The sequence below is a fragment of the Nonomuraea sp. NPDC049269 genome (assembly GCF_043197155.1).
Taxonomy (GTDB): Bacteria; Actinomycetota; Actinomycetes; order Streptosporangiales; family Streptosporangiaceae; genus Nonomuraea.
The window spans coordinates 605,260-631,062 of record NZ_JBICSO010000006.1; the positions used below are offsets into that span (position 1 = coordinate 605,260).

Consider the following 25,803-nt stretch of genomic DNA (forward strand, 5'->3'; position numbering starts at 1 on the left):
AACCTTTTCGTGAGTCATGGTGTCCGCAAGGCCGATCCAGGGCGTCACTCAGACCCTGCCTGCGCTCATTCCCACGACACGGAGGACGCGTATCGATGAGACGATTACCCGCTGCCATTGCGCCGCTCACCGCCGTCGTAGTCTTTCTGATCATGACGCTGGCCGCCCTGCCGGCCAATGCCGCGACGACCTTCACCTCGACGGCCGTCAACCAGAACGGCGGCAACTGTCTGACCCTGCCCAACAGCTCCACCACCAACGGTGTCCAGCTCACGCAGGCAGCCTGTAACGGCGGCGCCAACCAGAACCTCACCTTCACCCCGGTGAGCGGCACCACCGACCAGTACACCATCGCCACGTCGACCGCCGGCAGGTGCGTGGACGTCTACGGCGCGTCCACCGCCGACAACGCCACGGTCATCCAGTGGACCTGCTCCAGCGCCAACAATCAGAAGTTCCGCCTGGTCCCGGTGACGGTCAGCGGGACCGACAAGACCTTCAGGCTCCAGGCGGTGCACTCCAGCAAGTGCGTCGTGCCCACAGGCGGCTCCTCGGCCGGCAACGCCGCCCTCGTGCAGTTGCCCTGCGACGCGGTGTCCTCGCGGACCTGGCGGTTGCCGAACTACAGCAGCGGTGGCGGCACCACCACACCCCCGGAAAAGACCGTCCGGGTGTACTGGCTGAAGCCGTCCGACGTGGCGTACGACCAGCGGTGGCCGGACGGCATCGCCAACGTCATGCGCGAGGCGCAGCGCTACTACAAGCAGGAGCTGGGCAAGACCTTCACCCTCAACACCACCGTGGTCGAGGTCGTCAACGGCGACCACGTGAAGAGCTGGTACGAGACCACCCCCAACGGGAGCGACCCGTACTGGTGGACCGTGTTCAACATGCAGCAGGAACTGATCAGGAAGCTGAGCCTGAGAGCACCCGACTCGCGCTGGATCAACGTGGGTGAGATCAGCGCGGAAGGCAACGGTGCGGGCGGCGGTGGCGGAGGTGGCTGGGTGATCCTGAACCAGCACGACGCCGACGGCGCCGCGGGCGTGAACGGCCCGATGAACCGCTGGTACGGCGGCATGGTCCACGAACTGGGCCACGCCTTCGGCCTGCCCGACTCGACGTCCACCGACGGGACCCCGATGTCGGCGTCGTTCTACGACTACCCGAACACGCATTTCAGCCAGAGCCAGAAGAATGGGATCTTGAACGGTCCGTACGGCAGCTTCCTGAGCTGACCTCGGACAGACGTATACCGGCCCGACCTCGATCCACGAGGGCGGGCCGGTATCACGGGCAGACCTCCAGGTACGGCACGCCTGGCAGATGCCGCTGCCAGTCGGCCCGCGTCAGCCCCCGCCCGGCGCGGGCGCAGATCGTGGCGGCCGTCGCCTCGGGGCCGACGGACATGTCGCGCAGCACGCCTTCGCCGTCGAGGGTGTGCAGTCTCGGGCAATCGGAAGGCCGGGCCGGTGATGGCCGGGCAGGGCGCCCCCCGACGCGCACCAGGTCACCACGGCTTCGCCCTCACACCACGACGGTGCCCCCGGCAGACGAGCCGGGAGCACCTCAAGGGACAGGACTACTGGCGTGCGGTGTAGTTGAGCTGGAATCTCGCGGACGTCCACACGGCGCCGGTGACGCGATCGAAGCAGAGGAAGCGAATCCTGCGTGCCGGGGTGCCGGTGGAGGGCTCCGTCGTGTTGAAGTCGTCGGCCAGGTTACAGACCTTGTTGACGGTGCTGCTGCCTGTCGGGATCACCGAGACGGCGCCGAGATTTCCCTGCTGGCGGTCCTGGTTCTGCAGGTAGACCTGGAAGTGGCCCAGGCCGATCTTCTCGAACCACACCCTGCCGGGGACGCCGCCGAAGTCGTTGCGCTGATGGTCGGCGAAGAGCTCCTTGCTCGGCTCGGGCGTGTTGTTGGTGTTGTAGGTGGGGGTGGTGACGTGGGCGTACGACAACGTCAGCTTGCCGAGGGTGTTGACGTCCTCCGCGAAGGTGAGGTTCACGGGGTTGTCGGTGGCAGTGCCGTTCATGTTGTGGCAGCCGACCCGAACCAGCTCGATCTTGTCGTTGCTCGGATCGGGCGCGTCGCTGGTCACATTGCACACCACTCTGGACAGCCCGGCGTTGACGTCCATGGCACTGACGTTCACCGCGTGCACGCGGGCGGCCCCGGGGTTACGCGGGATGGCGAAGGTGTAGAAGCCTGGCGTCTGCGGAGTAGGCGACAGGTCGCGGCGCACGGTGATGGGCCCGGGCAGGCTGCTGAACTGCACGGCTGGAGCAACCGTCGCACCCGGGGAGGTGAGCTGAGCGATGTCGTCTTTGCTCAGCCGCACCGTGTTGAGCCGGCCGCCCTCGCTCCCGTCGCGGTTGTAGGTCACCACCATGGAGAACGGGTCGACCGAGGCGCCGCTGGGGTTGAAGCACTTGATGGTGACCTGCATGACGCCGCTGGAGGCGAGGAACGGGGCGCTCGCAGGCTGGCACACGTCCGTGCCGGACAGGGTGGACTGGGCGTGAACGACGCCGGGCAGGGCGGTGCCGGGGTTACCCGTCACGCCCAGGCCAGGGAACTGGACCGAGTAGCTTCCCTGCCCGTTGTGCATGACCAGGGCTCCCTGCCCACTGCTGTTGTAGATGTCGCCGGCAGGCAGGGTCCTCCACTGCCCGACCGTGCCGGGGCCGCTGATGTTGGCGTAGCCGGCGGCGACGGGCGGCGCGGCCTGGGCCGTCGCCGGGGCGAATAACGCACCCGCCGTACCGATCAAGGCCAAGGCGGTGGCGGCCAGCTGATGTTTGATCGACATGGGCTTCTCCTGTGAAGTAGTCGTGTTAGTGACGACACCCAGGTTCGCCCGGCCGAGGTTGCCCCCACCTCAGGGCCGAGCCCCAACCCAGACCCAAAGATTTGCGCCTCCACCCCCAAGACGCGGCGCCGGCTTGCCGCGCGGAGCCCGCTACGGACGCTCCCCGTCACGCAGCTCTCGGATCGCGGCCAGCACCTCGGCCCGGTTCCCGGCTGCCTTCATCCATGCAGGCAGCCGCTCCAGCAGCGTCTGCGACCCCGCGGGCGTGGGCCGCTCCCGCTGCGCCGCGGCCACGTACGCCTCCAGCAGCTCCAGATGCGGAACGTTGTACGCCCACAACACCCGCCCACAACACGGCCGCCGTAACCACAACGGCAGCCCGAAGTAGGGGTCGTCCGGCCCGCCGAGCTCGGGCACCACGAGCGGGCCGCCACGGGTGAAGTACGCATCCCCGGCGCCGCTTTGCCACCGCCGCGGCCCCCATTCGGCGACGTGGGCGCACCCAGGACAGGTCAGCCGGTGCGGCGCCGTCAGCCAGCCGACGGCGTAGGTATGGCCGTCGCGGTGATCAGGATGTACCGCCACCAGCGCACGTCCGTCGCACCGCGGACACCGGACCAGGATCTCCGTGGCGAAATGCCACAGACGCACACCGGGATCCCGAAACCGACTCCCTTTGGCCCGCTCGACTTCCACAGCACGCATCCTGCCCCGCCCGGCACCCGTGTGTGGGTCGGCCTCCAGGAACACGAATCATGTAATTGATCTGTGACGGATAGTCAATCCTTGTCCCTTCTCCGCCGTGCCGATCTGCGTTCGTCCTATTGCGGTGCGTAATCATCACAGTGATCCGGCAAGGCGGCCGGACCACCTGAGCACACTGGAGAGGGGAATGGGATGAGCGAAGAGCAGGCAGTACGGGCAGCGCAGGCCATCGGGCCGATCAAGCTGATCGCGCCACTGGAGGTCTCCGCACCGGCACCCACACCGGACAGGATGTGGGAACTTCCCGGTGGCACCGCTTGGGTGTACTACGGAGAAGGCCACCAGAACCTGGTCAATCCGGTCATCCTGGCCGACGGCTTCAACACAGGTCCGTCCAACCTGCACGAGTCCTGGCATTTCCTGGAACGGGGTGACTACCCCCTCATCAGCGAGCTGCGCCGCCGTGGCCACGACCTCGTCATCCTCGGCTTCGCCGAGCGCAGCGCGTCGATCCTGGACAACGCGCAGACCGCGATCGCCGCCATCACCCAGACGATCGCCGAACGGTACGGGGACACGCCGCTCACCGTCGGCGGTTTCAGTATGGGGGGCCTGGTCACCCGCTACGCCCTGGCCAAGATGGAGCACGACGGCCTCGACCACCAGACGGCCCTCTACGTCTCCTACGACAGTCCGCATCGGGGCGCGTGGATCCCGATCTCCCTGCAGGCATTCGCACACTTCCTCAGGCTGGGCAACCCCGTCTTCTCCCGCCAGATCAACAGCCCGGCCGCGCGCCAGCTGCTGTTCCGTCACATCTCCGAAGTCGACAGCGAACCCCAGCAGGACAGGCTGCGTAACGAATTCCTCGACCGGTTGAGCGAGGTCGGCTCGTGGCCGAGCATCCCGAGAAAGATAGGGGTCGCCAACGGTTCGGGGAACGGCATCGGCAACGGGGTTCCGGCCGGCGTCGAAGCGCTCAAATGCACCGGCCTGATATTCAACGGCACCGTGCTCTACACCCAGTCCGCCGGGGATGACCAGCAAGTGGCCGCGCTCAGAAGCATCTTCGGCGCCGCCGAGGACATCTATACCAGCGGGCTGCCCGAGCTGGACGGCGCACCAGGCGGGACACTGGAGTCCTTCGGCATTCTGGCCGACGCCCTGAACCAGCACGACCCGGCCGAGGTGTACTACCGCTCCATCTGCTTCGTCCCCGCGGTCAGCGCCGTGGCGATCCGCGACATCGACGACCAGGACGACGTGTACGCCAACATCGGCAGCCTGCCTCCGTCGGAAAGCGAGCTGGACGAGTTCCTCTGCGCGTCCGAGAACGAGGCGCACACCCAGATCACCGAAGAACTCTGCACCTGGATCCTCAGTCGGCTCCCCGAGCCGACGTCACTGTGAGGGCTCCAGCCCACATGAACGGTGTTTCTGCTGACTGAGGGTGTACTTGGTCCCGTGGTTCAACCCTTTGCCGACGCCGGCACCGCGGCGATCGTCTCGTCGTCCTGCGCAGCATGCGCAGGACGACCGTCGCGTATAAGCCAGTAAGGGGTGATCATTGTAGTTATGGCGTTTTCGACGGCATTCACGAAGTTGTTCGGTGTGCAGCACCCCATCGCCCTGGCGCCGATGGGCGGATCGGCCGGTGGTGCGCTGACGGCCGCCGTATCTCGCGGTGGCGGGCTCGGGCTGCTGGGCAGCGCCAACGGGGATCCGGAGTGGTTGGCCCGCGAAGTGCCGATCGTCGCCGAGGGCGCCGCCGGAAAGCCGTGGGGGATCGGTTTCCTGACCTGGCAGATCGATGTCGGGGCGGTCGAGCGGGCGCTGGAGTACTCTCCCCGGGCGGTGATGCTCTCCTTCGGAGACCCGAGCCCGTACACCGAACGCATCCACCAGGCGGGTACGACACTGATCATTCAGGTCACCGATCTGGAGGAGGCCAGGCGGGCGGTGGACCTGGGCGCCGATGTCATCGTGGCGCAGGGGGTCGAGAGCGGCGGGCATGGCGCTCGGCAGGGGCGCTCCACGCTGCCGTTCGTACCGGTCGTGGTGGACCTGGCGGCACCGGTGCCGGTGCTGGCGGCGGGCGGGATCGCCGACGGCCGCGGCCTGGCCGCCGTACTGGCTCTGGGAGCCGCCGGAGCACTCATCGGCACCCGCTTCCAGGCCACGACCGAGGCGCTGGTGGCCCCCTCGACCGCCAAGGCGATCGTCGAGGGACGCGGGGAGGACACCGAGCGCAACAGCGTGCTCGATATCGCCCGAGGCTCCCGGTGGCCGTCGAAGTACACGGCCCGCACCCTCGGCCACCCCTTCCTTGATCAATGGCGGGGCCGGGAAGCGGAGCTCGCCAACAATGTTCAGGCCAAGCAGGCGTACCAGGATGGCGTGGCACGAGGCGAGCTACCCGCACTGCCGATGTGGGCCGGCGAGGCCATCGACCTCATCAACGACCTGCCCTCCGCAGCCGACCTTGTCGGGGCCCTCGCCGCGCAGGCTGAGGACGCACTGGCGCGAGCGGGAAGGCACTGACCGCACAAATTCGGCCCCAAATAGGCGTCGAGCGGGAAATCATCGGCGATGTGAGCCCGGCTGCGTCACAGGACATTAAAGTACCGCTCTTCCGTCTTTCTCCGGTCCGCTCGACCTCGCCGCACAGGCTGGCCGCACTTGATCGCTAAGGTGATCGCCGTTATGTCCGGGATGCCATTGCCTGACCAGAGAGAAATGAAGATGGCCATCGAGGAACACCTGATCACGACGACCGCGCGCCTGCTGGAGCAGTGGCTACCGCCCGACTCACGTACTAGCGTTCCCGCATGGCGTGTGCAGATCATCAGCGGCAGTGCTCCCCGCGTGTTCGACGAGGACTGAGAATCGTCGCCGCCACTGACAGAGGTCAGCGAGTACGGCCGGTTCCCGGAGACGTTCGGCGCGGCCGGGGACCGTTTCCCCGTCGAGGCCGAGCTGCTGGAGTTCGAGGAAGGCCTGGACTACTTCTGCGGCCAGCGGGCTTCAGCCGGTCGGCCCGACGAGGCGGCCGCGTACGTCATCGAGGCCCTGACCGAGACCTTGGAGGCGGGTTCCGGACCGCTCGACCGACGCGTCCGGCCGCTGGTGGGTTTCCTGGCCGGTGTGCTGACCCAGTGGGCCTGCGAGCACCTGCTGAGAATCCACGTCGCCGCCGAGCCGGGTGGCGATCGGCTTGACGACGAACTGCACCTCCTCGTACGCGATCACGACGGAAAAGCCTGCCGGCTGTCCGTGGCCCCGGGCACCACAGTGCCGGCCAGCGGACCGGACATGCGGATCACCTGGGACACGACGCTGCTCAGCGAGTTCCTCTGGATGAACAACAACAACGCGGTCGGCTTCGAGGTCACCGTCGAACCGCACGGCCTCGTCCTGGACACCAGCGCCGATGCCACCTTCCGCACCTGGAAGCGGTTCAAAGATGACGACTTTCGACTTCTGGACGGTGCGGCCCTGGCCACCGTACTTGCCGAGACCGAGCAAGCCGCCGCCGACATGGCCCTGGCCGTGTGCTTGAGCGAGGACGACAGCTGGGACGACCCTCAGCCACCCGCGGACCAGCTCGTCATCCCGGTCCTTCGCGATCTCATCGACACGCTCATCAAAAGGGTCGCCGGCGACGACGGGACACCGCTGCTCGCCTACAGCAGCGGCTGGCCGCTGGAGTTTCGCGGTGAAGGCGCCCAACTGGTTCTCGTCGGTCCCGAACTGGTCGCTGTCATCGACGTCGATGACTCATGCTGACCACCGTTTACCGAGCTGCCGATTCCTTTCCGCGGTGGCCGCGGTCTACATGGTCGACGGTCCGGCCCGCCGAAGAGGCCGGTCGAGAGTAGAGAGCTGATCGCCGTGACCATTCCCGCCACCATGCGTGCCCTGCAGCAGACCTCACTGAAGGGCACGCAGGACGTACGTTTGCTCACCGACGCACCGGTACCGAGCCCTGGCCAGGGCGAGGTCCTGATCCGGGTCGCCGCCGCCGGCGTCAACTTCGCCGACATCTCGAAGGCCCACGGCACGTTCCTGGACGGCCCGCGGCCACCGTATCTGGCGGGTTTCGAGGCCGCCGGCGAGGTCGTGGCGGTGGGCGAGGCGGTGACCGGCCCACGACCGGGGACTCGCGTCATCGGCATCGGATACGGGGCTTTCGCCGAGTACATGGTCCTGCCCGCGGCCGCGGCGATGCCGGTGCCGACCGGCTGGACAGCCGAGCAGTCGCTGGGCCTGGCCGTGAACTGGCCCACCGCACTCGCCGCGCTCAGGCCCCTGGGCCACATCACCGCCGGCGAGACCGTGCTGGTCCACGCCGCGGCGGGCGCGACCGGCCAGGCCGCGGTGACCATGGCCAAGCACTACGGCGCGACGGTCATCGCCACCGCCTCGCCGAGCAAGCACGAGACGGTGCTGGCACTCGGTGCCGACCACGTCCTGGACTCCGTCGATGGCGACCTCACCGCCGAGGTGCTGCGGCTGACCGGCGGCGCCGGCGCCGACCTTGTGCTGGAGTCGGCAGGCGGCACCACCTTCGACGCCAGCCTGGCCGCCGCCAAGCGGGTCACCGGCCGGGTCGTCGTCTACGGCGTCGCAGGCGGCGAAGCCGCGATCACCAACTGGGAGCTGGTGTACAAGCACCAGGTCCACATCATCGGCCTCAACATCGGCGTGCTGATCCAGGCCGCACCCCAGATCTTCGGCGAGCTCATGGCTGAGTTGTCCGCCCTCATCGCCGCCGGCGTCCTCACCCCCGCTCGCCCCACCACGTACGACTTGGCCGACGGCCCAAAGGCCCTCGCCGAACTGGAAACCCGCGCCACAATCGGCAAACTGGCCCTGCTACCGTGACAGCCCGGATGCCCGCTGACCTGGGTTTCGATTCCTTCGCAACCGCGCCCCGGTCGTAATGAGTGACGGTCCCGACCGGCGGGACCGGTCCGGACAAGGAACAGCGCATGCCAAGCAAGGCGCACCTGCGGGAGGCGGCGAACCAGGACCAGTTCGCCGCCGAGACCGAGCGGTTCCGCCGGGAGCTGTTGGCGCACTGTTACCGCATGGTCGGCTCGGCGCATGACGCCGAGGACCTGGTACAGGAGACGTATCTTCGAGCATGGCGTTCCTACGCGGGCTTCGAGGGCCGTGCGTCGATTCGGTCCTGGCTCTACAAGATCGCCACCAACGTCTGCCTGACCGCGTTGGAGCCGCGCCGGATCCGGGTGCTGCCCTCGGGCCTGACAGGCCCGTACGACGGACCCGATCGCCCGCCGAGTCAGGTCGCGCCGGGCGAGGTCTCGTGGCTGGAACCGCTGCCGGACCGATGGATCGCCCCGGCCGCCGACGATCCGGCCGCGGCGGTGGTCGCGCGCGAATCGCTACGGCTGGCACTCATCGCCGGCCTTCAGTACCTGCCCGCCCGCCAGCGCGCGATCCTCATTCTGCGCGAGGTGCTGGCGTTCTCCGCGGCCGAAACCGCGAAGATCCTCGGCACCACTACCGCGGCGGTGAAGAGTGGTCTGCAGCGCGCCCGGGCACGGCTGGCCGAACTGGCGCCAGAACCCGAGAAACTGCTCGAACCGACCGACCAGCGGGCGCGTGCGCTGCTCGACGGCTACATCGCGGCCTTCGAGCGCTCCGACGCCGGCCTGCTGGAACAAGTGCTGCGGGTGGACGCCACGCTGGAGGCGACCCCATTCCGCGAATGGCAGGCCGGCCGGGTGAGGTGTATCCACATGCTCGACGCGTACGTGCTGGGCGCGCCGGGCGACTGGCGGATGATCGCCACAACGGCTAACGGCCAGCCCGCCGCCGTCGAGTACTACCGGGACGCGGACGGCGCGTTCCGGGCGAACGGCATTGTGGTGCTGGCCGCAACCGCCACCGGTGTCTCCCGCGTGATCGCGTTCCACGATCCGGCGCTGGTCGTGATGTTCGGCTTCCCAGACGTGCTCACGGACTGAGGTCCTGGGCCCGCATGGGAAGACCGCCGGACCGCGGCGTGTGCCGTGGTCCGGCGGCTGTGGTCACCAGTGCTGCTTGTCCGTTGGCCACGTCCTCTGCGACCGCTGCTGCTTGAGCAGGCTCTCCTCAGGCGTGCCCACGGCGCAGCGGGTGCCGGGCGGAGGCACGGTCAGAGCGATCAGGTACTGGTCGATGATGTCCGTCTGGCACTTGTCCTTGCCGTAGATGCGGTGCCCCCAGCCCTCGTAGGTGAGCAGCACAGCCTTCGGACCGAGTTGCCGCGCCGCGTTGGCGGACCACATGTACGGCGTGGCGGGATCATGCAGCGAGTTTCCGAGCAGGATCGGCGCGCTGCCCGTGTACTTCAACTGGTGCGGCGGGTTGGTCGTCGTGGAGTTGAGGCAGATGGGCAGGTCGTCGATCGGGTACGGGTGGTATCGCACGTCGGGCGCCAGGCGCTTGGAAATCTTCATGTAGAGGGCATATTCGGCGTAGTTCCGCACCCGGAGGTTGTAGTCCTGGCAGAGGATCCGGGTGGGCAGCTCGGCGGTGTCGCCCTCCACGGGCCCCCGGCCCGGCAGCGGCGGGACCCACGACGGCTCGGGCCCGCCGCTCAGCCAGTTGATGACCTCGCTCAGCAGGCGCCAGTCGGGCCCCTCGGTGCCGAGCGCCGCGTTGTAGATGACCTGCAGCTCGGTCATCGGGCGATCCGGGGCGGTCGGGTAGTACAGCTTGCCGCTCCGGGCCTTGGCCAGCAGATCCCGCCACATCTGACGGACGTCACGCCCGTGCAGGACGCAGCTGGTGTCGGCCTCGCACCATCCCACGAACTGGTCGAAGGCGTCCTCGATGGCGATCGCCTCGGTGCTGAGGAAGCCCGCGACGCCGAGACTGTGGTCCATGTTGCTGTCGAGCGCGAGAGCCCGGATCCGGTTCGGGAACATCTCCGCGTACATCTGGCCCATCAGCGTCCCGTACGAGATGCCGTAGTAGGTCAGCTTCTCCTCGCCGAGGGCGGCGCGGAGGGCGTCCATGTCGCGCGCGACGTTGCGCGAGTCGACGTGGTCGTACAGGGGGCCGGTACGTGCCCGGCAGTCGCGGTGCAGCTTCTTGGTGAAGGCGTCCCAGGCGTTGTACTCGGCCTGGCTCGAGATGACGGTGTGCGGCATCTGGTTGTACACCGAGGCCGAGCAGATCACCGGGTGGCTGCGGCCCACGCCCCGGGGGTCGAAGCCGACGATGTCGAAGCGCTTCTGCAGCTCCTCGGTGTACGAGTCAGGCGCGCCGTACACGGCCTCGACACCCGACCCGCCCGGGCCCCCAGGGTTGATCACCAGGGAGCCGACCCGAGCCGTCGGGTCGGTGGCCTTGCGCCGGGCGATGGCCAGGTCGATGGTCTCGCCGTTCGGCTTGGACCAGTCGATGGGGACGGTCAGCTTGCCGCACTCGGCACTGGGTTCCTCTTCACAGGCCGCCCAGGTGATGCTGCTCTGCCGCGTGGCCGCAGTGGTGCTGCTGGCTTCCGGCTCGGTCGCCGCGGACGCCACAGGAACAGGTAAGACCGCCGCCAATGCCAGAAATGCGGTAGCGAGCAGATTTGTCCTTCTTCGCACGTTGCTCCAATCTTGGTTGGCCTACACGCCCCCCGTTTTACGAGCGCGCGGCCAGCCTCGATCATGGCTTGTGCGGGACGTTGATGTGACTTGCACCCATAAATTGGCACAAAGTACGGCAGGCCCTAGGTACCCGCGGCGGGCCCTTGTCGCGGCCAGTCGGGGGCGAGGTCCTCGGCGAACAGCGGTCGGAGAGCACCGAGAACCGCACCGACGCAGACATCGCGCAGCTGGGTGCGGGTGCAGGTCGCGTGAGTGAGCCAGTCGACGCAGAGCACCTGGACGAAAACCAGCCAGCTCTTCAGGACGCCGGACACAGCCTCGCGGGCGCTCTCGTCCGCGAGTGGGAGTACGGTCAGCAGCCGCGAACGGAGCGCGTCCAGCTCGTTCGTCATGATCGTCTGGATCACCGGGTCGCCCGCGAGGACCCGGTTCGCGGCGAGGACGGCGTTGCGGTTCGCCACGAAGTAGTCGAGATGGACGTCCATGCCCTGGATGAGCTGCTCAACCAGGGAGTCGGCGGAGTCGAGGCGCGTCTCGGCAAGCAGCTGGTCCGCCGCCTGCTGGTAGATGGCTGCGAAGAGAGCGTGCTTGCTGGGGAAGTGACGGTAGAGCAGGGCCCGGGAGACACCGGCCTCTTCGGCGACCTCCTCCATCAGCACGTCGGCGTACGGGTGCGCGGCGAAGAGCCGTGCGCCGACGGCGAGGAGTTGGGCGCGGCGATCGGCGGGGGTGAGTCGCTGGCGAGGAGGCACGCAAGAAGCTTAGTTGACATAGGTCTACTAGTACGCCCACTGTAGTAGACGCATGTCAAATAAGCTCCGCCACGACGACTTGGAGGGACTGTGGCCAGGGTTCTGCGCGTACTCACACAGCTGATGGGCTGGGCCTGCGTCGCGATCGGCCTGTTCCACGTGGCACTCGGCAACGCGGCGATCCCCGGCGCCGGTTCCGCCGGCACGACGGTCGACAGCTGGGGCCGGTTCATGGGGGCCAGCTTCGTCGGCTACGGGCTGGCCTGGCTATGGGCCGCGCGGCAGCGTCCGATCCCGGCTCGGGTGGTGCGGTGGCTGGCCGGCGTTTTCCTGCTGGGCGGCGTGGGCCGGCTGCTCTCGCTCGCCGTGCACGGCTGGCCGCAGTGGTTCCAGATCGCGCTGGCGGTGATCGAGCTCAGCCTGCCGCCGGTCTTCTTCTGGCTGGCCGACGCAGAGGAGCGCACCCTGCGCGGCGACGTGGCGTCCGTGCCCGCCGAGCGATGATCTCCGAGCAGCGCAGAGGAAATCAGTTACGTGAAATCGTGACAAGCGTGTGCGGCATGCTGGAACCTGGATAGGTGGCCACCTTCATTGCCATTGCGGGTCTTATATTTGCCGCAGGCAGCTTTGTGTACGCGGCATTGACCTACCACCGCAAAGATCAAAAAGGCCCGACGGCCACGGCGCCACAATCGCCTCATTTCGCAGCGCCCCCGGTGCACGATCATGCACAACCGCCAACACAAGGCATCTCTTGGCCCAAACGTGCATATCCGTCGCGGCCGTCTCGCTCCACTAAACGACAGCCACAGTGGGTGTTTGTCAGCGCCTGGATCATGGCCGGGTTGATCATACTTGGAGAGTTGGTGGGCTTCTTAAATCCGGGTCGAGATCTCGGTTGGCTCGGCCTCTCGGCCGCTGGAACTGGCCTTGCTGTCGCCGTCCCCTTGGTCATTCGTCTCGGCAGGACTTCCGACGACGACTACATCGGCACGCTCATCGGGATTTTGTTCTGGGGACTTGTCGTGATCGTCATCAGAAGTTTCTTCCCAGACTTGATGCTCCTGGAGATCACCTGGCCGGGCGGAGTCCTCCGACTGTAGAAGGTCCTTGTCAGCGGAGGCCGCGTTGGCGGGAAGGTTGCCTGCCGCAGTCGCCGTAACCGCTCCAACCGCCCGAGGCCTGGAAGCCGGATCCGGGAGAGCTGATCGTTCCCCTGAAGGAGACGCATTTGCCCCTGGCGTTCGTCTTCACCGGACCCGCGTAGTACTTGAAGTTTCCCGGGTCCTCTTCTTTGTGCGGGGCGGTGAAGATGCCGCTCCGCACGAGGAGGGTCGCCGTGGTCATGGTGGGTGTGCCCACGAAATCCGACTTGATGGTGACGACGCAGTGCTCTCCCGTGTACGGGCTGTAGAGCAGGTAGACATGGCCACGAAGGGTGTTCGTCTGGTCGGTGACCGACATGCGGCCCAGCGCCACCGTGTTGAAACCGCTGCCACACAGTTGCTCGGGGGTGTACCCGCTTGCGGCGTCGGCGGGTGCCGCCAACCCGGCGGTGGCGAGCAGGGTCACTGCGGCGAGTCGCGTGAAGGCGTTTCTGGTCACGAAATCTCCTCTCGCGCCAGATACCCGTGATCTGGCGAAACGTGTCTATCCGGCGTTTTCGAGGCTGGCGGGTCCGCCGGTTGTCCGGAAGCGGCCCTGATCAAATCCGGACAATGAGTTGTCCGCGGACAATCGGGTCTGTTGACTTGATCACCGACGGAGGGAGCGATGGCCGCGATGAACCGCAAGGTGGGCAGGCCCCAGGGCGGCCCTCGTGGCAGCACGCAGCAGGCGAACGCGCTGGCGGAGTTCCTGCTGACGCTCACCGCCGGGATGACCGTCCGCGAGCTCGCCGCGCGGTATCACGTGAGCAAGACGCTCTGGAGCGAGTACCGCTCAGGCCTGAAGATCATCCCGTTGGAGCTGCTGACGCGACTGGTCCAGGACCACCACGCACCGGACGAACGCACCCGCCACGGTCACATGGAGACCGCCGCCCAGCTGCACGCGGCGGCCCTCGAAGCAGCACACCGCGAACCCGTCCCAGTGGCTCCGCCGTCGCGACCCTCGCCGACGATGGCGACGGTCGAAGATGCGGCGGTCGAAGATGCGGCGGTCATGGAACCGGCCGCGAGCCCCGAGCCGCCTGAGAGGCGACGCCGTCCACGCCCCCTGTACCTCGTCGGTGGCGGCGCCGCGATCGCGGTTCTCACGATGCTCGCCCTGCTGCTCGGATGGGGATCTCCGAGTGGGGACGCCGTGTTCGCCGTGGGGCCGGGCGGGGATGGCGTCTTCCGCTGGGATGGTACGGACGCAGCGGGGTGGACCAGAATCGGCGACGGAGCCAAGCGCTTGCACTCCGGGCCCGCCGGTCTGTTCGCGACCGGCACGGACGACCGCCTCTACCGGTATGAGGGCCGGCCTGGCCACTGGTCGCTGATCAGTGAGCCCGGCGGCGAGTTCGCGGTGAGCGGCGCACACGTCTTCCGGCTGGCCGCCGACCACCAGTCCGTCGCCGTGTGGAACGGGCACGGCACGTCATGGACCACGATCGGCGGCCCAGCAGCGCGGCTGTACGGCGGCGAGCCAGGCCTGTTCGCGACCAATCCGGTGGAGGGGTGGATCTTCCGGTATTCGGGCCGCCCCTTCGCCTGGGACCGCGTCGGCACGGCGGGGGCCTCGTTCGCCCTCACTGACCGGCACCTGTACGGCCTGACCCCCGAACGCGCTCTGGTCAACCGCTGGCTCTCAGACGTTCCGTCGGCACCCTGGCCGCCCTGGACGTACGCGGCAGGTCCAGCGGCAGAGCTGTACGGAGGCCCCGCCGGCCTCTTCTCCACCGACCCCTCGGGCGCACGGCTGCGCGTCCTCACTGACGTGACGACCGGCCTAGCGGTCCAGAGCTGGCAGGACATCGGCCCATCCGGCGCGGAGGTGGCGGTCGGCCGGGAGGCGGTGTTCGTGCTGACCGAGGACCGCTCGCGGATCCTGCGCTGGTCCGCCGGCTCCGGAACCTGGCAGCACATCGGCGGCCCTGCCCAGACTCTGGCGGCGGGCTAAGTTCGCTGGCTTTACTCCCACTTGTCACGTGTGGTGCAAGTGGGGCGTAAGTGGCGATCAAGCGTTGATCCATATGTTCCTCTCGTTAGGAAAAACCACGACGCATCCGGAGGATCGCTGTGAAGAGCATCAAGAAAATCGCGCTCGTCTCTGCCATCTCTGCCTCCCTGATCACCATCATGGGCGGTGCCGCCAACGCCTCGACGTCCGCGGCCCCCGACTCGATGTACGTGGCCTACGAAGGGCCGGGCTTCACAGGCAGGACACAGGTCATCACCGAGTGCGGCCTGACCAACCTCCGCTACCGCGGGTCGTACAAGTGGTACGGCGCCGGCCAGTCCGGCCGAATGCACAACCAGATCAACGCCAGAGGGTCGGTGCACTTCACGCTGCCCACCAACAGCAACGCGCAGCAGAAGACGGGCATCGGCTGGAAGAGCATCTTCAAGGTGTGCTGACGCCGGTTTCACACGATCTGAACTCCGTACAGGCCCAAGGACGTTCTAAGGTGCAGGCGACCCAAGGAGATCCTCGTTGGAAGATCTGTTCCAGTACTTCCCGCTGCTGTTCGTGGCGTTTGGTGCACTGATCATTCTTCGTTCGATCAAGGGAATCATCGACGCCAAGCAGTTCGTCCGGCGGGCGCAGCGGGTGCCAGGCGTGGTCAGCGACGTCCGGACCACGTTCGTGGGGCAGGGAGAGCACCTAAGGGCGAGGCAGCGGCCGGTTCTCACCTTCACCACCGTGGAGGGACGGGAAATCACCACCGAGGCGGCGACCACCTCCAACCTCGGCATAGGCAACGAGACCGAAGTGCTCTACGACCCGCAGAACCCGACCAGCGCCATGCCCGCGGACGACGCCGGCGGCGGCTACAGCGGAATCGTCATCGGGCTCATCGCGGCCGTCATCGGCCTGGCCTTCTTCTCTGCTTTCTCTAGTTTCTCCGGCTTCTGAGAGGGCGCCTGAGTTCTGCCCCCAGCGGCGATGAGTTTCGCGGTGGTCCCAGGTCTACACGTCACACCGCTCCATCGCACTCGCATCAGGAGGCATCTTGAAGCTTCTTCTCACGTCCGGGGGCGTCACGAACACGAGTATCCGTGATGCGCTGGTCGACCTGCTGGGCAAGCCGATCGCCGACTCCAGTGCCCTCTGCATCCCTACGGCGGAGTATGGCCACCCCATGTGCACGCCGGCCTCAGCCTGGCGCTTCATCGCCGGACAGACCCCGGCACCCATGTGCGACCTGGGCTGGAAGTCTTTGGGCGTCCTCGAGCTCACCGCACTGCCCAGCATCGGCAAGGACCGCTGGGTCCCCTGGGTCCGGGAGGCCGACGTCCTGCTGGTGGACGGCGGCGATGCGACGTACCTGTGCCATTGGATGCGGCAGTCCGGGCTGACGGATCTCCTGCCGTCGCTGCCCGAGACGGTCTGGGTGGGGGTGAGCGCCGGAAGCATGGTGATGACCCCCCGGATCGGTGACTACTTCGTCGAATGGACGCCGCCCACCGGAAGCGACCGCACCCTAGGGGTCGTCGACTTCTCGATCTTCCCGCACCTGGAACACGAGCTCATGCCGGGAAACACCATGGCCGAGGCCGAGAGATGGGCCGCCGACATCGCGGGTCCGGCGTACGCCATCGACGACCAGACGGCCATCAAGGTGACCGACGGCACCGTCGAGGTCGTATCCGAGGGCCACTGGAGGTCCTTTTCCTCGCGGATCCAGACGATCGACGATGACGCGGGGACGGGCACAGTCTTCTCTGGTGATCATTAGGCGTCGAGAACGTCTCGATCTCGAAGGTCGTGCCTTGGCCCTGGTGTGTCGGTCACTTTCTCGCTATTCGGAAGCCTCTCGTTCGAGTTCGTACGTCGGGCGCGAAACAGGCATTGAGCCACCTTTCCCTGACTTTTCCCCAAAAACCCGGACCCAGCGAATCCACGCCATCGCAACCCCTAAATCTGAGGATCCTTGCGCAAGCCACTGCGGTGCACGGTTAGAGAAATCCTTTAGCCATGGAGGAATCCGTTGAGCAGCACGAACAAGATCACCCCAGTGGCGTCTCGCACAGCGCGGCTGGCGATGACGCTGGGAGCCTCTGCCGTCATCGCTAGTGGCGTCCTCGCCACCCCAGGAGCTACAGCGGAAACCGGCTCCGCAGGGCAACCTGTCGTCGCCGCTCCGCTCCTCGCGAACGCTCTTCCCTCGACCGTTCTACGCAGCAAGGCCGGCAGCGGCAAGTGCATCGGCCTGGGGAACGGCGGCAGCACCGCCAACGGCACCCCGCTGGTGATCTGGGACTGCCACTTCCACCCCGACCAGATCTGGCAGGGCAACAACGACCGCTCCATCCGCACACTCGCCGGCAGCGGCAAATGTGTCGGTCTGGCGAACCGCGGCAGCACCGAGAACGGCACGCCGCTGGTGATCTGGGACTGCCACCTCAACCCCGACCAGCAATGGAGGTTCGCGGCCTTGGGCGGCGACACCTACTCCATCCGCAGCTTCGCCGGCAACAACAAGTGTGTCGGTCTGGCGAACCGCGGCAGCACCGCCAACGGCACCCAGTTGGTGATCTGGGACTGCCACCTCAACCCTGACCAGCGATGGGGTCTGCCCGAGTCTCCTGCGGCCTTCGGATTCGCTTCCTGATCGAGGTTTCGCTATCACGCTCGCCATGAAGGACGAGCGTGACCACAGCGTCGCAGGCAAGGTCGTGTCCCGCTGCCGGCCATCTCCACAGGCCGGCAGCTTCCGAGAAGCCATGTTCTCGGAAGCTCTCCACCCGAGGACTTCCGAGAACGTGGCTGCGAGTAGGAAGCGAGAACGGCATCCGGGCCACACTCGAATCACGGCCGGCCGCGCTGGAGAAGTCAGTCCAGCGCGGCCGCCTTGCGCAGCAGCACTGAGCGTTCGCGTTGGTTGGCGCACAGCCGGGCCGCCAGCTCCAGCTCAGCGCGCGCCTCCGGTCGCCGGCCGAGGCGGGCCAGCAGTTCCCCGCGTACGGTAGGAACCAGATGCGAACCGGGAAGCCGGTCCAAGGCGATCAGCTCGTCCACGATGGCCAGGGCCTGCGCCGGGCCCGAGGCCATGGCCACGGCGACGGCCCGGTTGAGCTCGACCACCGGCGAGGGCGCGACCCGGCCGAGTGCCTCGTAGAGCACCACGATCCGGTCCCAGTCGGTCGCCTCGACCGAAGGCGCCGACGCGTGGGTGGCGGCAATCGCGGCTTGCAGGCCGTAGGGGCCGAGGCCGCGAGTCGATGCCTTGGCCAGCGCGCCCAGCCCACGGCGGATCGCCGAGAAGTCCCACCGTCGCCGGTCCTGGTCCTCAAGCAGGATCGGCGAACCGTCCGGGCCGGTCCGGGCCGGGAAACGCGCGGCCGTCAGCTCGCACAGCGCGAGCAGGCCGTACACCTCCGGCTCGTCCGGCTGCAGCGCGGCCAGCGTGCGGGCCAGCCGGATCGCCTCGTACGCGACGTCGGGGCGCAGCAGCCGATCGCCCGACGTTGCCGTCGACCCCTCGGTGAAGATCACATAGAGAACGCTGAGCACGCCGCCCAACCGCTCCCGGCGCTCGGCGGCCGGCGGCAGCTCGAACGGCACCCCGGCCGCCGCGATCGTCTTCTTGGCCCGGGTGATGCGGGCCTGCACGGTCGGCACGGGTACGAGGAACGCGCGGGCGATCTCCTCGCTGGACAGGCCGCCGACCACGCGCAGGGTCAGCGCCACCCGGGCCTCCGGAGAGAGCACCGGGTGGCAGCTGATGAACATCAGCGCCAGGATGTCGTCGTCGATCCGGTCGGGATCGACGACCTCGTCAACCATCGAGTCAACTGCCGAGTCGAACGCCGGGTCGGTCGCCAGCAGGGCGTATCGGTCCTGTAGGGCGGTCCGGCGGCGGAGCGCGTCGATCGCCCGCCGCCGGGCCGTGGCCATCAGCCAGCCGACCGGATTGGCCGGAGCGGCGAGCGGCCACGACACCAGCGCCTCGGCCACCGCCTCCTGGGCCGCGTCCTCGGCCAGCCCGAAGTCGCCGGTGAACCGGGTCAGCGCGGCGACGATCCGCGCCGACTCGATCCGCCAGACGGCCTCGACGTCGGCCGTACCCATCAGCGTTGGACCGTGCTGTCCTGCGGGACCTCGTCCTCCCCGGGCACCCGCCGGATCTCGATCTTGGACCCGGGAGCCGCCGGGACCCGCTTGGCCCACTCGACCGCCTCCTGCTTCGAGGCGACGTCGAGCAGGAAGAAACCCCCGAACAGTTCCTTGGTCTCGCCGTACGGCCCGTCCGTGACCACCGGGACCTCGCCGCTGAAGTCGACCACGACGCCCTGGCCCGGATCGTCCAGCCCTTCGGCCCCGAGGAGAACACCGGCCTTCATCATCTCCTCGATGAACAGGCGGGTCCTGGCAATCCCCTCCTCGATCGAGGCCATCATGGCGGCGTTCGACTCATCAGTGCCCCGCATGATCAGCATGTACTTCGGCATCGCGTTCTCCTCGTCCGGCGGGGCCGCCTTTCGGCCCTCACACTCACATGTCGAACGAACGGCCGGCGGATCGACACGGCCCCGGAGAAATCTCTCGCCACAACGCAGCCGATCCTCCGACCCGCGTTACGCCCGTCAGACCGGCCCCTGAGCGATGGCTGACGCGGAAGCCCTGCTGATCAGAAAGCTTAACGTCGCCGCTTTGGGAAGGCGGCGACGCTCACACGGATCTGGGTCACCCAGCTAGGCGACGAACCCGCCTTGAGCGGCTGAACGCGAACAAGGCCTCATCTACCTGAGAATATGATCGGCGGCATGGCATTGAGATTTGTTCAGGTGAACTTCAAGGCTCGGGATGACGCGGCGCTCGGCCGGTTCTGGGCGGAGGCGCTCGGCTGGGGCCTGTCCAGCGAGGGACCCGGCGTGACCAACCTCGAGCCCCAGGGCTTCGCCTGGCCGGACCCCGCTGGCTTCTACATCGATTTCGTGACCGTCCCGGACCCCGAAACGGTGAAGTACCGCGCGCACCTCGAACTCGCCACCACCTCCGCGGCCCATCACGTCGAGTTGGTCGCGCGCCTGAAGGACCTCGGCGCTACGCCCGCCGATGTGGGTCAGGACGACGTGCCGTGGACGGTTCTGGCCGACCCGGAAGGAAACGTGTTCCGCGTGCTGGAGCCTCGGGAGATCTACCGGGACACCGGCGCGATCGCCGCCGTGGTGATCGACTGCGCGGACCCGCGGGCCCTGGCCCGGTTCTGGGGCGAGGCGGTGGACCTGACCTTGCACGAAGTGACCGACGATCACGCGATGCTGCGCTCCGCCGAAGGCGTCGGGCCGTATCTGGAGCTTCGCCGCACATCCGACGTGACGACCGTCCGGAACCGCGTCCATCTCGACCTGCTGCCGTACCCCATTGACGACAAGGACGCGGAGGTGGCCCGGCTGCGGACTCTGGGCGCCACCAACGCCGACGTCGGCCAGGGCAAGGTGTCGTGGACGGTCCTCGCCGACCCGGAAGGCAACGACTTCTGCGTCCTCGGTAAGGGCTGACGCACAGCTACTTCACCTGCGGGTCTTCAACGGCCTGGAGCCGGCGCAGCTCGCCGAGCGGGCGGTAGGTCGATCGGCGTTGTCGCTCCTGGGCCTCGTGTGGCACGCGGCCGAGTCCGAGGGCCGACTACCGGAAGGCGCTGTTTAGCTGGGTCATGGTGTGCTCGACGCGGCTCTTGTCGCCGACGACCACGTAGGTCTCGTAGGTGACCTTGTCTCCCTTGTCCATGGCGCCGCTGGGGCTGGTGACCTGGATGGTGTTCTCGCCGAAGTAGCCGTTGTAGTCCATGGGCGGGCGGGTCATCGTGTAGTAGTAGGCCTTGTCGCCGAGGACTTCGGGCTTGACGTACATGCCGAGGCAGTATGCGTCGTCGTCCGTGCAACGGACCATGGGGTCCTTGCTCGTGTGAGAGTCCACGGGCTCGGGCGACAGGCGGCCGGTGGCGGGGCTGTAGGAGAAGACCTTCGTGAAGTCCGGCTGCAGGTAGGCGACGAGGACGCCGCTGAAGTGGTCGTGTCGTTCGTCGTCGGAGGTGATCGTGGCGGCGGCGCGGAAGACGTTCTCCAGCGCGGGCGCGTCGTGATCGGGGGCGAGCTCGATCTCGGTCTGCAGCCAGTACGGCGACAGGCCCATGGTGAACGGGACGCGCTCGTCCTGGTGGTCGGCGCTGCGGCAGTTGCCCCAGCCCGGTTTCGGGTCCGCGAGGGTCACGAACATCGCGGGCCTCCCCGCCGTGCGGATGGAGCTGCCGGAGCCGGCCATGGTGTAAAGCGCGCTCGTGCTGGGACCGTGGTAGGGAGGTGGCTGGCCCACGTCGTCCAGGCGACTGCCGGCCTGCGTGGGGTTGTAGCACTCGGTCGCCGCCTCACCCTCCTGCCAGGCGTGGAAGGCGTACTGGAAAGCGGCACCGTGGCCACCGCTGGAGATGAACTCCTTGTCGTTCACCTTGACCGACGCGATCGCACCGGCCAGCGCCGTCGACGTCGTGACCGCCAGCCTGTTGCGCTCGTCGACCAGGACGGACGCCGTGACGTCCTGGAACGTCCGGTCGTAGTTCTTCTTCGTGGCGCATTCGGACTTGTACGTGAGCACGAAGTCGTTGTAGGCCGGACTGCTCCGTGGCGGCGGCTCGCACGGGCTCTGCGCGGCGGTCGCTGCCACTGGAGCGACCACCGCCGTCATGACCGTGACCGCGGCCATGGTGAACAACCATCGGCGGGCGGGGCGATGGCTGCGGTAAGAGGAAATGTCAGCTGACACGGAGAGCCCTTCTTGGCAGGGACATGGGGTTCGGGCGCGTGACGATCGGCCCGGCTGGAGTAGATCAGGAGTCGGCCGCTGATCCAGTGGCGAGGAAACCGCGGAGTGCTTCCGCCTCGATCTCCACAGCGTCACGCTCCGCGGCCGACAGATTCGTGAACGCCTCGACCTGCACCTGTCCGTCCCGGAGAGTCCAGACACCACGCCAGAGCCCGTCCACGAGCAAGGTGCCTGTCCTGGCGCCGTTGCCGGGTGGCAGCGGCACTTTCCTCCCGTCCGGGATCACCCGGGATCGGTCTTCGTGTGACAGCAGCAGGTTGTCGTATTCGGGCAGGAAGCGTGGCGGCGCGGGCGTGTCCGAGTCAGGCCGCGGCGCATGTGGCAGATCGAACAGCTCGCGCCCGGCCTCGTCACGGAATGTGATCAACTCAATTCGCCTGATGACTTCGCGCAGATGGGTCAGTCCGGACCAACGTTGTACGTCCGCGACGCTCGCCGGGCCATATCCGGCGAGATAGCGACGTACCAGTTCCTCCGCTGACGGGCCGGGATCGGGAGACCGGCCGAGGAAACTCTCTGTCGTGCTCCACTTCGACGGCCCCGATCGGCCCCACAGGCCGCGCGGCGGTACCTGCACCAGCGCGAGGTGGTGCGTTGCCGCATATGCGAGGACGGCCGGCTCCACATCCGGCCACCGTTTCGCGAGCGCACGCCCGAGCTCGGCGCGGGTGTGTGGTTTCTCGTCCAGAATCATCCTGGCCAAGCTCAGTAGCTCCGTCTGATCCACCCCGGTGGCGCGGCCGCCGAAGTGGGCGACGAAGTCTCGCGCGTGTACCGACGTGAACAGGTGATACCAGGACAGGCCATCACGGGCGCTGACCAGGTGCACGGTGTTGCGCATCAACTGGGCACGCACGGCTGCCCGATCCGCGATCAGCGTCGTCAGGTCAGCGGCGCGAAACCCGGCCAGCCGGGACCACAGGCCGACGTAAGGAGCGAGCGGCGCCTGCGCCTGCATCCCCGCCAACTGCTCGATCGCATCCAGCGCCGGCAACTCGGCTCGCCGCAGCAGGAACTGGCGAGCCAGCGTGGCCCTGTTCAGGGCACGCTGACTGAGCACGTCGGTCATCGGAGCCCGTCGAAGAAGGCGGACAGGTCTTCGGCCAGCTGCGCCGGCGCCTCCATGGCGGGGAAGTGCCGACCATGCTCGTGCTCCACCCAGTGCACGTCCTCAGCGGGACCGATGAGGCGGCGAGCCGTCGGGTCCGCCCCGAAGACCGAATACCCCTGCGGCACCGTGGGCGGCGTTCCCCAGTCCTGGGAGTGGGCCTGCTCGTACAGGAAGCGCGCCGCGGACACACCCGAGACGGTGAACCAGTACACACTGATGTTGGTGAGCAGTTGATCCCGGTCGATCGGCAGGTCGGTCCACCGTTCGAAGCATTCCGCGATCCATGCGAGCTGCATGACGGGCGAGTCGGTCAGACCGTACCCCATGGTCTGCGGACGGGTGTTCTGGATGGCCAGGTAGCCGGAGTCGTTCTGGCGGAACTGCTCGATGCGGTCGAGAGCCAGCTTGTCGACCGGGTCGTCCGGGTTCAGTTGGTTCGCGATCCAGGGCATGAAAGTCGCAGTGGCCGCGGCGGTGTAAGGGTCGGTGACCACGTGGATGCCGATGACGTGCTCGCCGTCCAGCCCGCCGACAGCGCCGGAGATGCCGGCACCGACGTCGCCGCCGTGTACGCCATATCGGTTGTAGCCGAGCCGCGCCATCAGCTCCACCCAGGCTCTAGCGGTACGGCCCATCGCCCATCCGGGTTCCCGTAACGGCGTGGAGAATCCAAAGCCCGGCAGCGAGGGGATCACGACGTGGAAGCCCCGGTCCACGAGCTCCGGGATCACTTTTTCGAACTCGACGAACGAGCTGGGGTAGCCATGCGTGATCAACAGGGGGATCGCATCGTCGCGTTCGGACCTGACGTGCAGGAAGTGAATGCGCTGGTCGTCGATCTCTGTGACGAACTGGGGGAAGCGATTCAACCGCGCCTCGGCCGCCCGCCAGTCATACCCGGTGCACCAGTACTCGGCCAGCTCTCTGACCATCTTCAGTGGGATGCCATGGCTCCACTCGACCCCCGGCATCTCGTCAGGCCATCGGGTATGGCGCAGCCGGTCAGCCAGGCCTTCCAGATCGGCCTGCGGAATGTCGATGCTGAACGATTGGACTCCGGCGTTCATCGTCCTCTTCCTTGCGTTGTTCGCTAAGGGGCAGCGACACGGCCATTGTTCCAAATATCACAACACGCGCAATAAGAACGAGGCCATTTCCAAAATGTCGAAAACGTTCATGCGCCAGGTTGGGGTGGTCTGGCTAGGAAGGGCCGGACAGCTCAGAGATGGACAAGCGCAGCCACGCCCAGAGTCTTGAGTTCGGATCGTCCAGATCCAGTTCGAAGTCCTCTGCCAGTCGCGTCATCCGGTAGCGCACGGTGTTGTTGTGCACTTGCAGGCTCGCGGCCATCGCGGAGATGTTGGTGTTGTGGACGAAGTACGCGAGCAGCGTCGGCACGTAGTCGGTGCCGTGCTCCTGGTCATGTCGTCTGAGCCGGTCGATTCCATCGTCGAAGTGCAGGCCGGCGTCGGCGACGAAGTGACCGATCTTCAACAGGCCGAGCGGGACCCGATGATCTTCGTACATCCCGAAGATATGTTGGGCATCAGGCCATGCGCCATTCCTGTGCAGCTTGCCCAAGTAGTGCAGCGTCTCCAATGCCTCGTCCTTGGACTGTGCCACCTGCTCGATCTTCGGCGCGATGCTGCCGACGGAGGCGATGAGGGGACCCGTTGTGATGGTGTTCGCGTAGGTGCAGATCTCCTCGATCACCCGCCGTTGCGTTGCTCTGGGGTTCGCGCCGTCGGCGGGCAGTAGGGCGTAGACCACCGAGTCGATGACCGCGCTGTGGCTTGTTCCGAACTGGACGTTGCAGATGGTCGTGATCAGATGCAGCAGCCGTCGCACTTCCCGAACCGCGTCGAGGTTTCCGCGCTCGGGCCGAACGATGCTGAATGCGGCGACCGCGATCTCGTGGGCGACATCCAGCCCCAGTTGGGCGGCTGCGAAGGGAGCGCTGGGCGGATCGTCCACGAGTGTGCGGATCAGATCGCTGCTACGCCGTTGACCAAAGTCAGATTCGGCACGCGCATTGAGCATATGCAGACCCGCCAGGTCTCCCATCCTGTCCAAGGCCTGCAGCGCGGCTGCCCGCTTCTCATCGCCGGGGTCGATGACCCAGATGGACCCGAGCAGTTCTCCGCCTGCCCGCACTGCCAACGCGAGTCGGTCCATCCCCGCGTAGGGGGAGGGCATGAACAATGCGTTGTCAGAGGCGTAGACCTTTTTGAAGCCCGGGTCGAATGCGGGGGGCTCGGGCTCCTGCAGGGTCAGGGTAGTAAGGCGCCGGATCTCGTCGATCGGCTGTCCGGGCAACGTCGAGTAGCCGACGACATTGCCGAACGTGTCCACGATGCTGGCCGCGCCGTCGGTGATCGATGCGATGGCGTTGGCGAATGCGTACAGGTCACCGAGCCGAACCCCTGACACGGTGTCGACCGCGGCTCCTACGACGGCGGATCTCGCGAGGGCGGCCAGACGGGCCCAGTCGGCGTCGTGGGGGGCGACCAGCATCGCCACGCTGTGCCTGTCGGCGGTTGAGCCCAGAAGTGCGAGGTTCGCGCCATACGCCTTCACCACGACGGCCGCGGCGTTTCCCGCGGCAGCTCGCTGCAGGAGTGTGTCGAACTCAGGCGAGCCGTAGGTGCAGCCGACCGCGAGGATGATGCGCCCGTCCAGGCTCGTCCAGTCGTCGACGGGGTCGTAGAGCATGACGTCAGTGACGGGCCGCTCGGTGGTGTCCGAGCGGGGGTTGGCGTGTACGAGGTCGGACTGCATGAGTCTCACACAGTCGGCCAGGCGAACGATCGATGTCGCTTCGTCAGAGTCGTGCGT

General features: G+C 67.2%; 28 protein-coding genes. 15 read left to right on the forward strand and 13 right to left on the reverse strand.

The features are described from left to right. The first annotated feature begins 152 nt into the window (after positions 1–152). Positions 153–1,238, forward strand: coding sequence for an RICIN domain-containing protein (locus ACGFNP_RS34680; protein WP_358331810.1), 1,086 nt, complete (start codon positions 153–155; stop codon positions 1,236–1,238). Between the two features lie 52 nt (positions 1,239–1,290). Here ACGFNP_RS34680 and ACGFNP_RS34685 read toward each other — a convergent pair whose 3' ends face one another. The 3 genes from ACGFNP_RS34685 to ACGFNP_RS34695 all read right to left on the reverse strand — a co-directional run bounded on the left by ACGFNP_RS34685 (position 1,291) and on the right by ACGFNP_RS34695 (position 3,400). Beyond that, positions 1,291–1,506 carry a hypothetical protein gene (locus ACGFNP_RS34685; protein WP_393325834.1) on the reverse strand — a complete coding sequence of 72 codons (216 nt, stop codon included), beginning with the start codon at positions 1,504–1,506 and terminating at the stop codon, positions 1,291–1,293. A 76-nt stretch (positions 1,507–1,582) separates the two neighbouring features. Then, positions 1,583–2,815, reverse strand: a complete 1,233-nt coding sequence (locus ACGFNP_RS34690; protein ID WP_393325836.1) for a hypothetical protein — start codon at positions 2,813–2,815, stop codon at positions 1,583–1,585. A gap of 150 nt (positions 2,816–2,965) precedes the next feature. Then, the gene (locus ACGFNP_RS34695) at positions 2,966–3,400 is read right to left on the reverse strand and encodes a hypothetical protein (RefSeq protein WP_358331819.1); all 435 of its coding nucleotides are present in this window, start codon (positions 3,398–3,400) and stop codon (positions 2,966–2,968) included. 312 nt (positions 3,401–3,712) lie between these two features. Between ACGFNP_RS34695 and ACGFNP_RS34700 the strand changes: the two genes are divergently transcribed. From ACGFNP_RS34700 to ACGFNP_RS34710, 3 genes are all read left to right on the forward strand, one after another. Next, on the forward strand, positions 3,713–4,930 hold the full coding sequence (locus tag ACGFNP_RS34700; protein ID WP_358331822.1) for a hypothetical protein: 1,218 nt from the start codon (positions 3,713–3,715) through the stop codon (positions 4,928–4,930). Between the two features lie 165 nt (positions 4,931–5,095). Continuing rightward, positions 5,096–6,061 carry an NAD(P)H-dependent flavin oxidoreductase gene (locus ACGFNP_RS34705; RefSeq protein ID WP_393325838.1) on the forward strand — a complete coding sequence of 322 codons (966 nt, stop codon included), beginning with the start codon at positions 5,096–5,098 and terminating at the stop codon, positions 6,059–6,061. Positions 6,062–6,199: 138 nt separating this feature from the next. Then, positions 6,200–6,403: a hypothetical protein gene (locus ACGFNP_RS34710; RefSeq protein WP_393325840.1), complete on the forward strand. Its 204-nt coding sequence runs from the start codon at positions 6,200–6,202 to the stop codon at positions 6,401–6,403. Positions 6,404–6,544: 141 nt separating this feature from the next. Here the strand turns inward: ACGFNP_RS34710 and ACGFNP_RS34715 are convergent, their stop codons facing one another. Then, a complete protein-coding gene (locus ACGFNP_RS34715) occupies positions 6,545–6,769 on the reverse strand; it encodes a hypothetical protein (RefSeq protein WP_393325842.1) in 225 nt (74 codons plus the stop codon). Between the two features lie 63 nt (positions 6,770–6,832). Here ACGFNP_RS34715 and ACGFNP_RS34720 point away from each other — a divergent pair, with 63 nt between their 5' ends. The 3 genes from ACGFNP_RS34720 to ACGFNP_RS34730 all read left to right on the forward strand — a co-directional run bounded on the left by ACGFNP_RS34720 (position 6,833) and on the right by ACGFNP_RS34730 (position 9,513). Next, entirely contained in the window at positions 6,833–7,306 is a 474-nt protein-coding gene (locus tag ACGFNP_RS34720; protein WP_393325844.1) for a hypothetical protein, read from the forward strand. A gap of 105 nt (positions 7,307–7,411) precedes the next feature. Then, a complete protein-coding gene (locus ACGFNP_RS34725) occupies positions 7,412–8,404 on the forward strand; it encodes an NADPH:quinone oxidoreductase family protein (RefSeq protein ID WP_393325846.1) in 993 nt (330 codons plus the stop codon). A 107-nt stretch (positions 8,405–8,511) separates the two neighbouring features. Next, complete coding sequence (locus ACGFNP_RS34730; RefSeq protein ID WP_393325848.1) at positions 8,512–9,513, forward strand: RNA polymerase subunit sigma-70; 1,002 nt, start codon at positions 8,512–8,514, stop codon at positions 9,511–9,513. A gap of 63 nt (positions 9,514–9,576) precedes the next feature. Here ACGFNP_RS34730 and ACGFNP_RS34735 read toward each other — a convergent pair whose 3' ends face one another. Continuing rightward, on the reverse strand, positions 9,577–11,061 hold the full coding sequence (locus tag ACGFNP_RS34735) for an alpha/beta fold hydrolase (RefSeq protein ID WP_393325850.1): 1,485 nt from the start codon (positions 11,059–11,061) through the stop codon (positions 9,577–9,579). A gap of 191 nt (positions 11,062–11,252) precedes the next feature. After that, the gene (locus tag ACGFNP_RS34740) at positions 11,253–11,882 is read right to left on the reverse strand and encodes a TetR/AcrR family transcriptional regulator (protein WP_358331840.1); all 630 of its coding nucleotides are present in this window, start codon (positions 11,880–11,882) and stop codon (positions 11,253–11,255) included. Between the two features lie 90 nt (positions 11,883–11,972). Between ACGFNP_RS34740 and ACGFNP_RS34745 the strand changes: the two genes are divergently transcribed. Both ACGFNP_RS34745 and ACGFNP_RS34750 read left to right on the forward strand, forming a co-directional pair. Further along, positions 11,973–12,386, forward strand: coding sequence for a DUF4345 domain-containing protein (locus ACGFNP_RS34745; RefSeq protein WP_358331843.1), 414 nt, complete (start codon positions 11,973–11,975; stop codon positions 12,384–12,386). A 74-nt stretch (positions 12,387–12,460) separates the two neighbouring features. Then, entirely contained in the window at positions 12,461–12,985 is a 525-nt protein-coding gene (locus ACGFNP_RS34750) for a hypothetical protein (protein WP_393325853.1), read from the forward strand. A 10-nt stretch (positions 12,986–12,995) separates the two neighbouring features. On the opposite strand, the gene ACGFNP_RS34755 is transcribed toward ACGFNP_RS34750, so the two are convergent. Then, the gene (locus ACGFNP_RS34755) at positions 12,996–13,487 is read right to left on the reverse strand and encodes a hypothetical protein (RefSeq protein ID WP_358331849.1); all 492 of its coding nucleotides are present in this window, start codon (positions 13,485–13,487) and stop codon (positions 12,996–12,998) included. A 168-nt stretch (positions 13,488–13,655) separates the two neighbouring features. Between ACGFNP_RS34755 and ACGFNP_RS34760 the strand changes: the two genes are divergently transcribed. From ACGFNP_RS34760 to ACGFNP_RS34780, 5 genes are all read left to right on the forward strand, one after another. Continuing rightward, the gene (locus tag ACGFNP_RS34760; protein WP_393325855.1) at positions 13,656–14,987 is read left to right on the forward strand and encodes a hypothetical protein; all 1,332 of its coding nucleotides are present in this window, start codon (positions 13,656–13,658) and stop codon (positions 14,985–14,987) included. A gap of 119 nt (positions 14,988–15,106) precedes the next feature. Beyond that, a complete protein-coding gene (locus ACGFNP_RS34765; RefSeq protein ID WP_358331855.1) occupies positions 15,107–15,445 on the forward strand; it encodes a MiAMP1 family antimicrobial peptide in 339 nt (112 codons plus the stop codon). A 76-nt stretch (positions 15,446–15,521) separates the two neighbouring features. Then, positions 15,522–15,944, forward strand: coding sequence for a DUF3592 domain-containing protein (locus tag ACGFNP_RS34770; protein ID WP_393325857.1), 423 nt, complete (start codon positions 15,522–15,524; stop codon positions 15,942–15,944). 97 nt (positions 15,945–16,041) lie between these two features. Beyond that, positions 16,042–16,767 carry a Type 1 glutamine amidotransferase-like domain-containing protein gene (locus ACGFNP_RS34775; protein WP_393325859.1) on the forward strand — a complete coding sequence of 242 codons (726 nt, stop codon included), beginning with the start codon at positions 16,042–16,044 and terminating at the stop codon, positions 16,765–16,767. Positions 16,768–17,046: 279 nt separating this feature from the next. Continuing rightward, on the forward strand, positions 17,047–17,643 hold the full coding sequence (locus ACGFNP_RS34780) for an RICIN domain-containing protein (RefSeq protein WP_358331865.1): 597 nt from the start codon (positions 17,047–17,049) through the stop codon (positions 17,641–17,643). A gap of 221 nt (positions 17,644–17,864) precedes the next feature. Here ACGFNP_RS34780 and ACGFNP_RS34785 read toward each other — a convergent pair whose 3' ends face one another. Both ACGFNP_RS34785 and ACGFNP_RS34790 read right to left on the reverse strand, forming a co-directional pair. Beyond that, positions 17,865–19,103, reverse strand: a complete 1,239-nt coding sequence (locus ACGFNP_RS34785; protein WP_393325862.1) for an RNA polymerase sigma factor — start codon at positions 19,101–19,103, stop codon at positions 17,865–17,867. After that, complete coding sequence (locus tag ACGFNP_RS34790) at positions 19,103–19,483, reverse strand: YciI family protein (RefSeq protein WP_393325864.1); 381 nt, start codon at positions 19,481–19,483, stop codon at positions 19,103–19,105. The genes ACGFNP_RS34785 and ACGFNP_RS34790 overlap by 1 nt, the downstream gene beginning before the upstream one ends. Positions 19,484–19,798: 315 nt before the next feature. Here ACGFNP_RS34790 and ACGFNP_RS34795 point away from each other — a divergent pair, with 315 nt between their 5' ends. Further along, entirely contained in the window at positions 19,799–20,536 is a 738-nt protein-coding gene (locus ACGFNP_RS34795) for a VOC family protein (protein ID WP_393325866.1), read from the forward strand. Between the two features lie 127 nt (positions 20,537–20,663). On the opposite strand, the gene ACGFNP_RS34800 is transcribed toward ACGFNP_RS34795, so the two are convergent. The 4 genes from ACGFNP_RS34800 to ACGFNP_RS34815 form a co-directional block, all read right to left on the reverse strand. Then, positions 20,664–21,797 carry a hypothetical protein gene (locus ACGFNP_RS34800; protein WP_393325868.1) on the reverse strand — a complete coding sequence of 378 codons (1,134 nt, stop codon included), beginning with the start codon at positions 21,795–21,797 and terminating at the stop codon, positions 20,664–20,666. A gap of 64 nt (positions 21,798–21,861) precedes the next feature. After that, entirely contained in the window at positions 21,862–22,926 is a 1,065-nt protein-coding gene (locus ACGFNP_RS34805) for a winged helix DNA-binding domain-containing protein (RefSeq protein ID WP_393325870.1), read from the reverse strand. Continuing rightward, positions 22,923–24,035, reverse strand: a complete 1,113-nt coding sequence (locus tag ACGFNP_RS34810) for an epoxide hydrolase family protein (protein WP_393325872.1) — start codon at positions 24,033–24,035, stop codon at positions 22,923–22,925. Before ACGFNP_RS34810 ends, ACGFNP_RS34805 begins: the two co-directional genes overlap by 4 nt. A gap of 133 nt (positions 24,036–24,168) precedes the next feature. Beyond that, positions 24,169–25,746 carry a PucR family transcriptional regulator gene (locus tag ACGFNP_RS34815; RefSeq protein WP_393325874.1) on the reverse strand — a complete coding sequence of 526 codons (1,578 nt, stop codon included), beginning with the start codon at positions 25,744–25,746 and terminating at the stop codon, positions 24,169–24,171. Between the last annotated feature and the right edge of the window lie 57 nt (positions 25,747–25,803).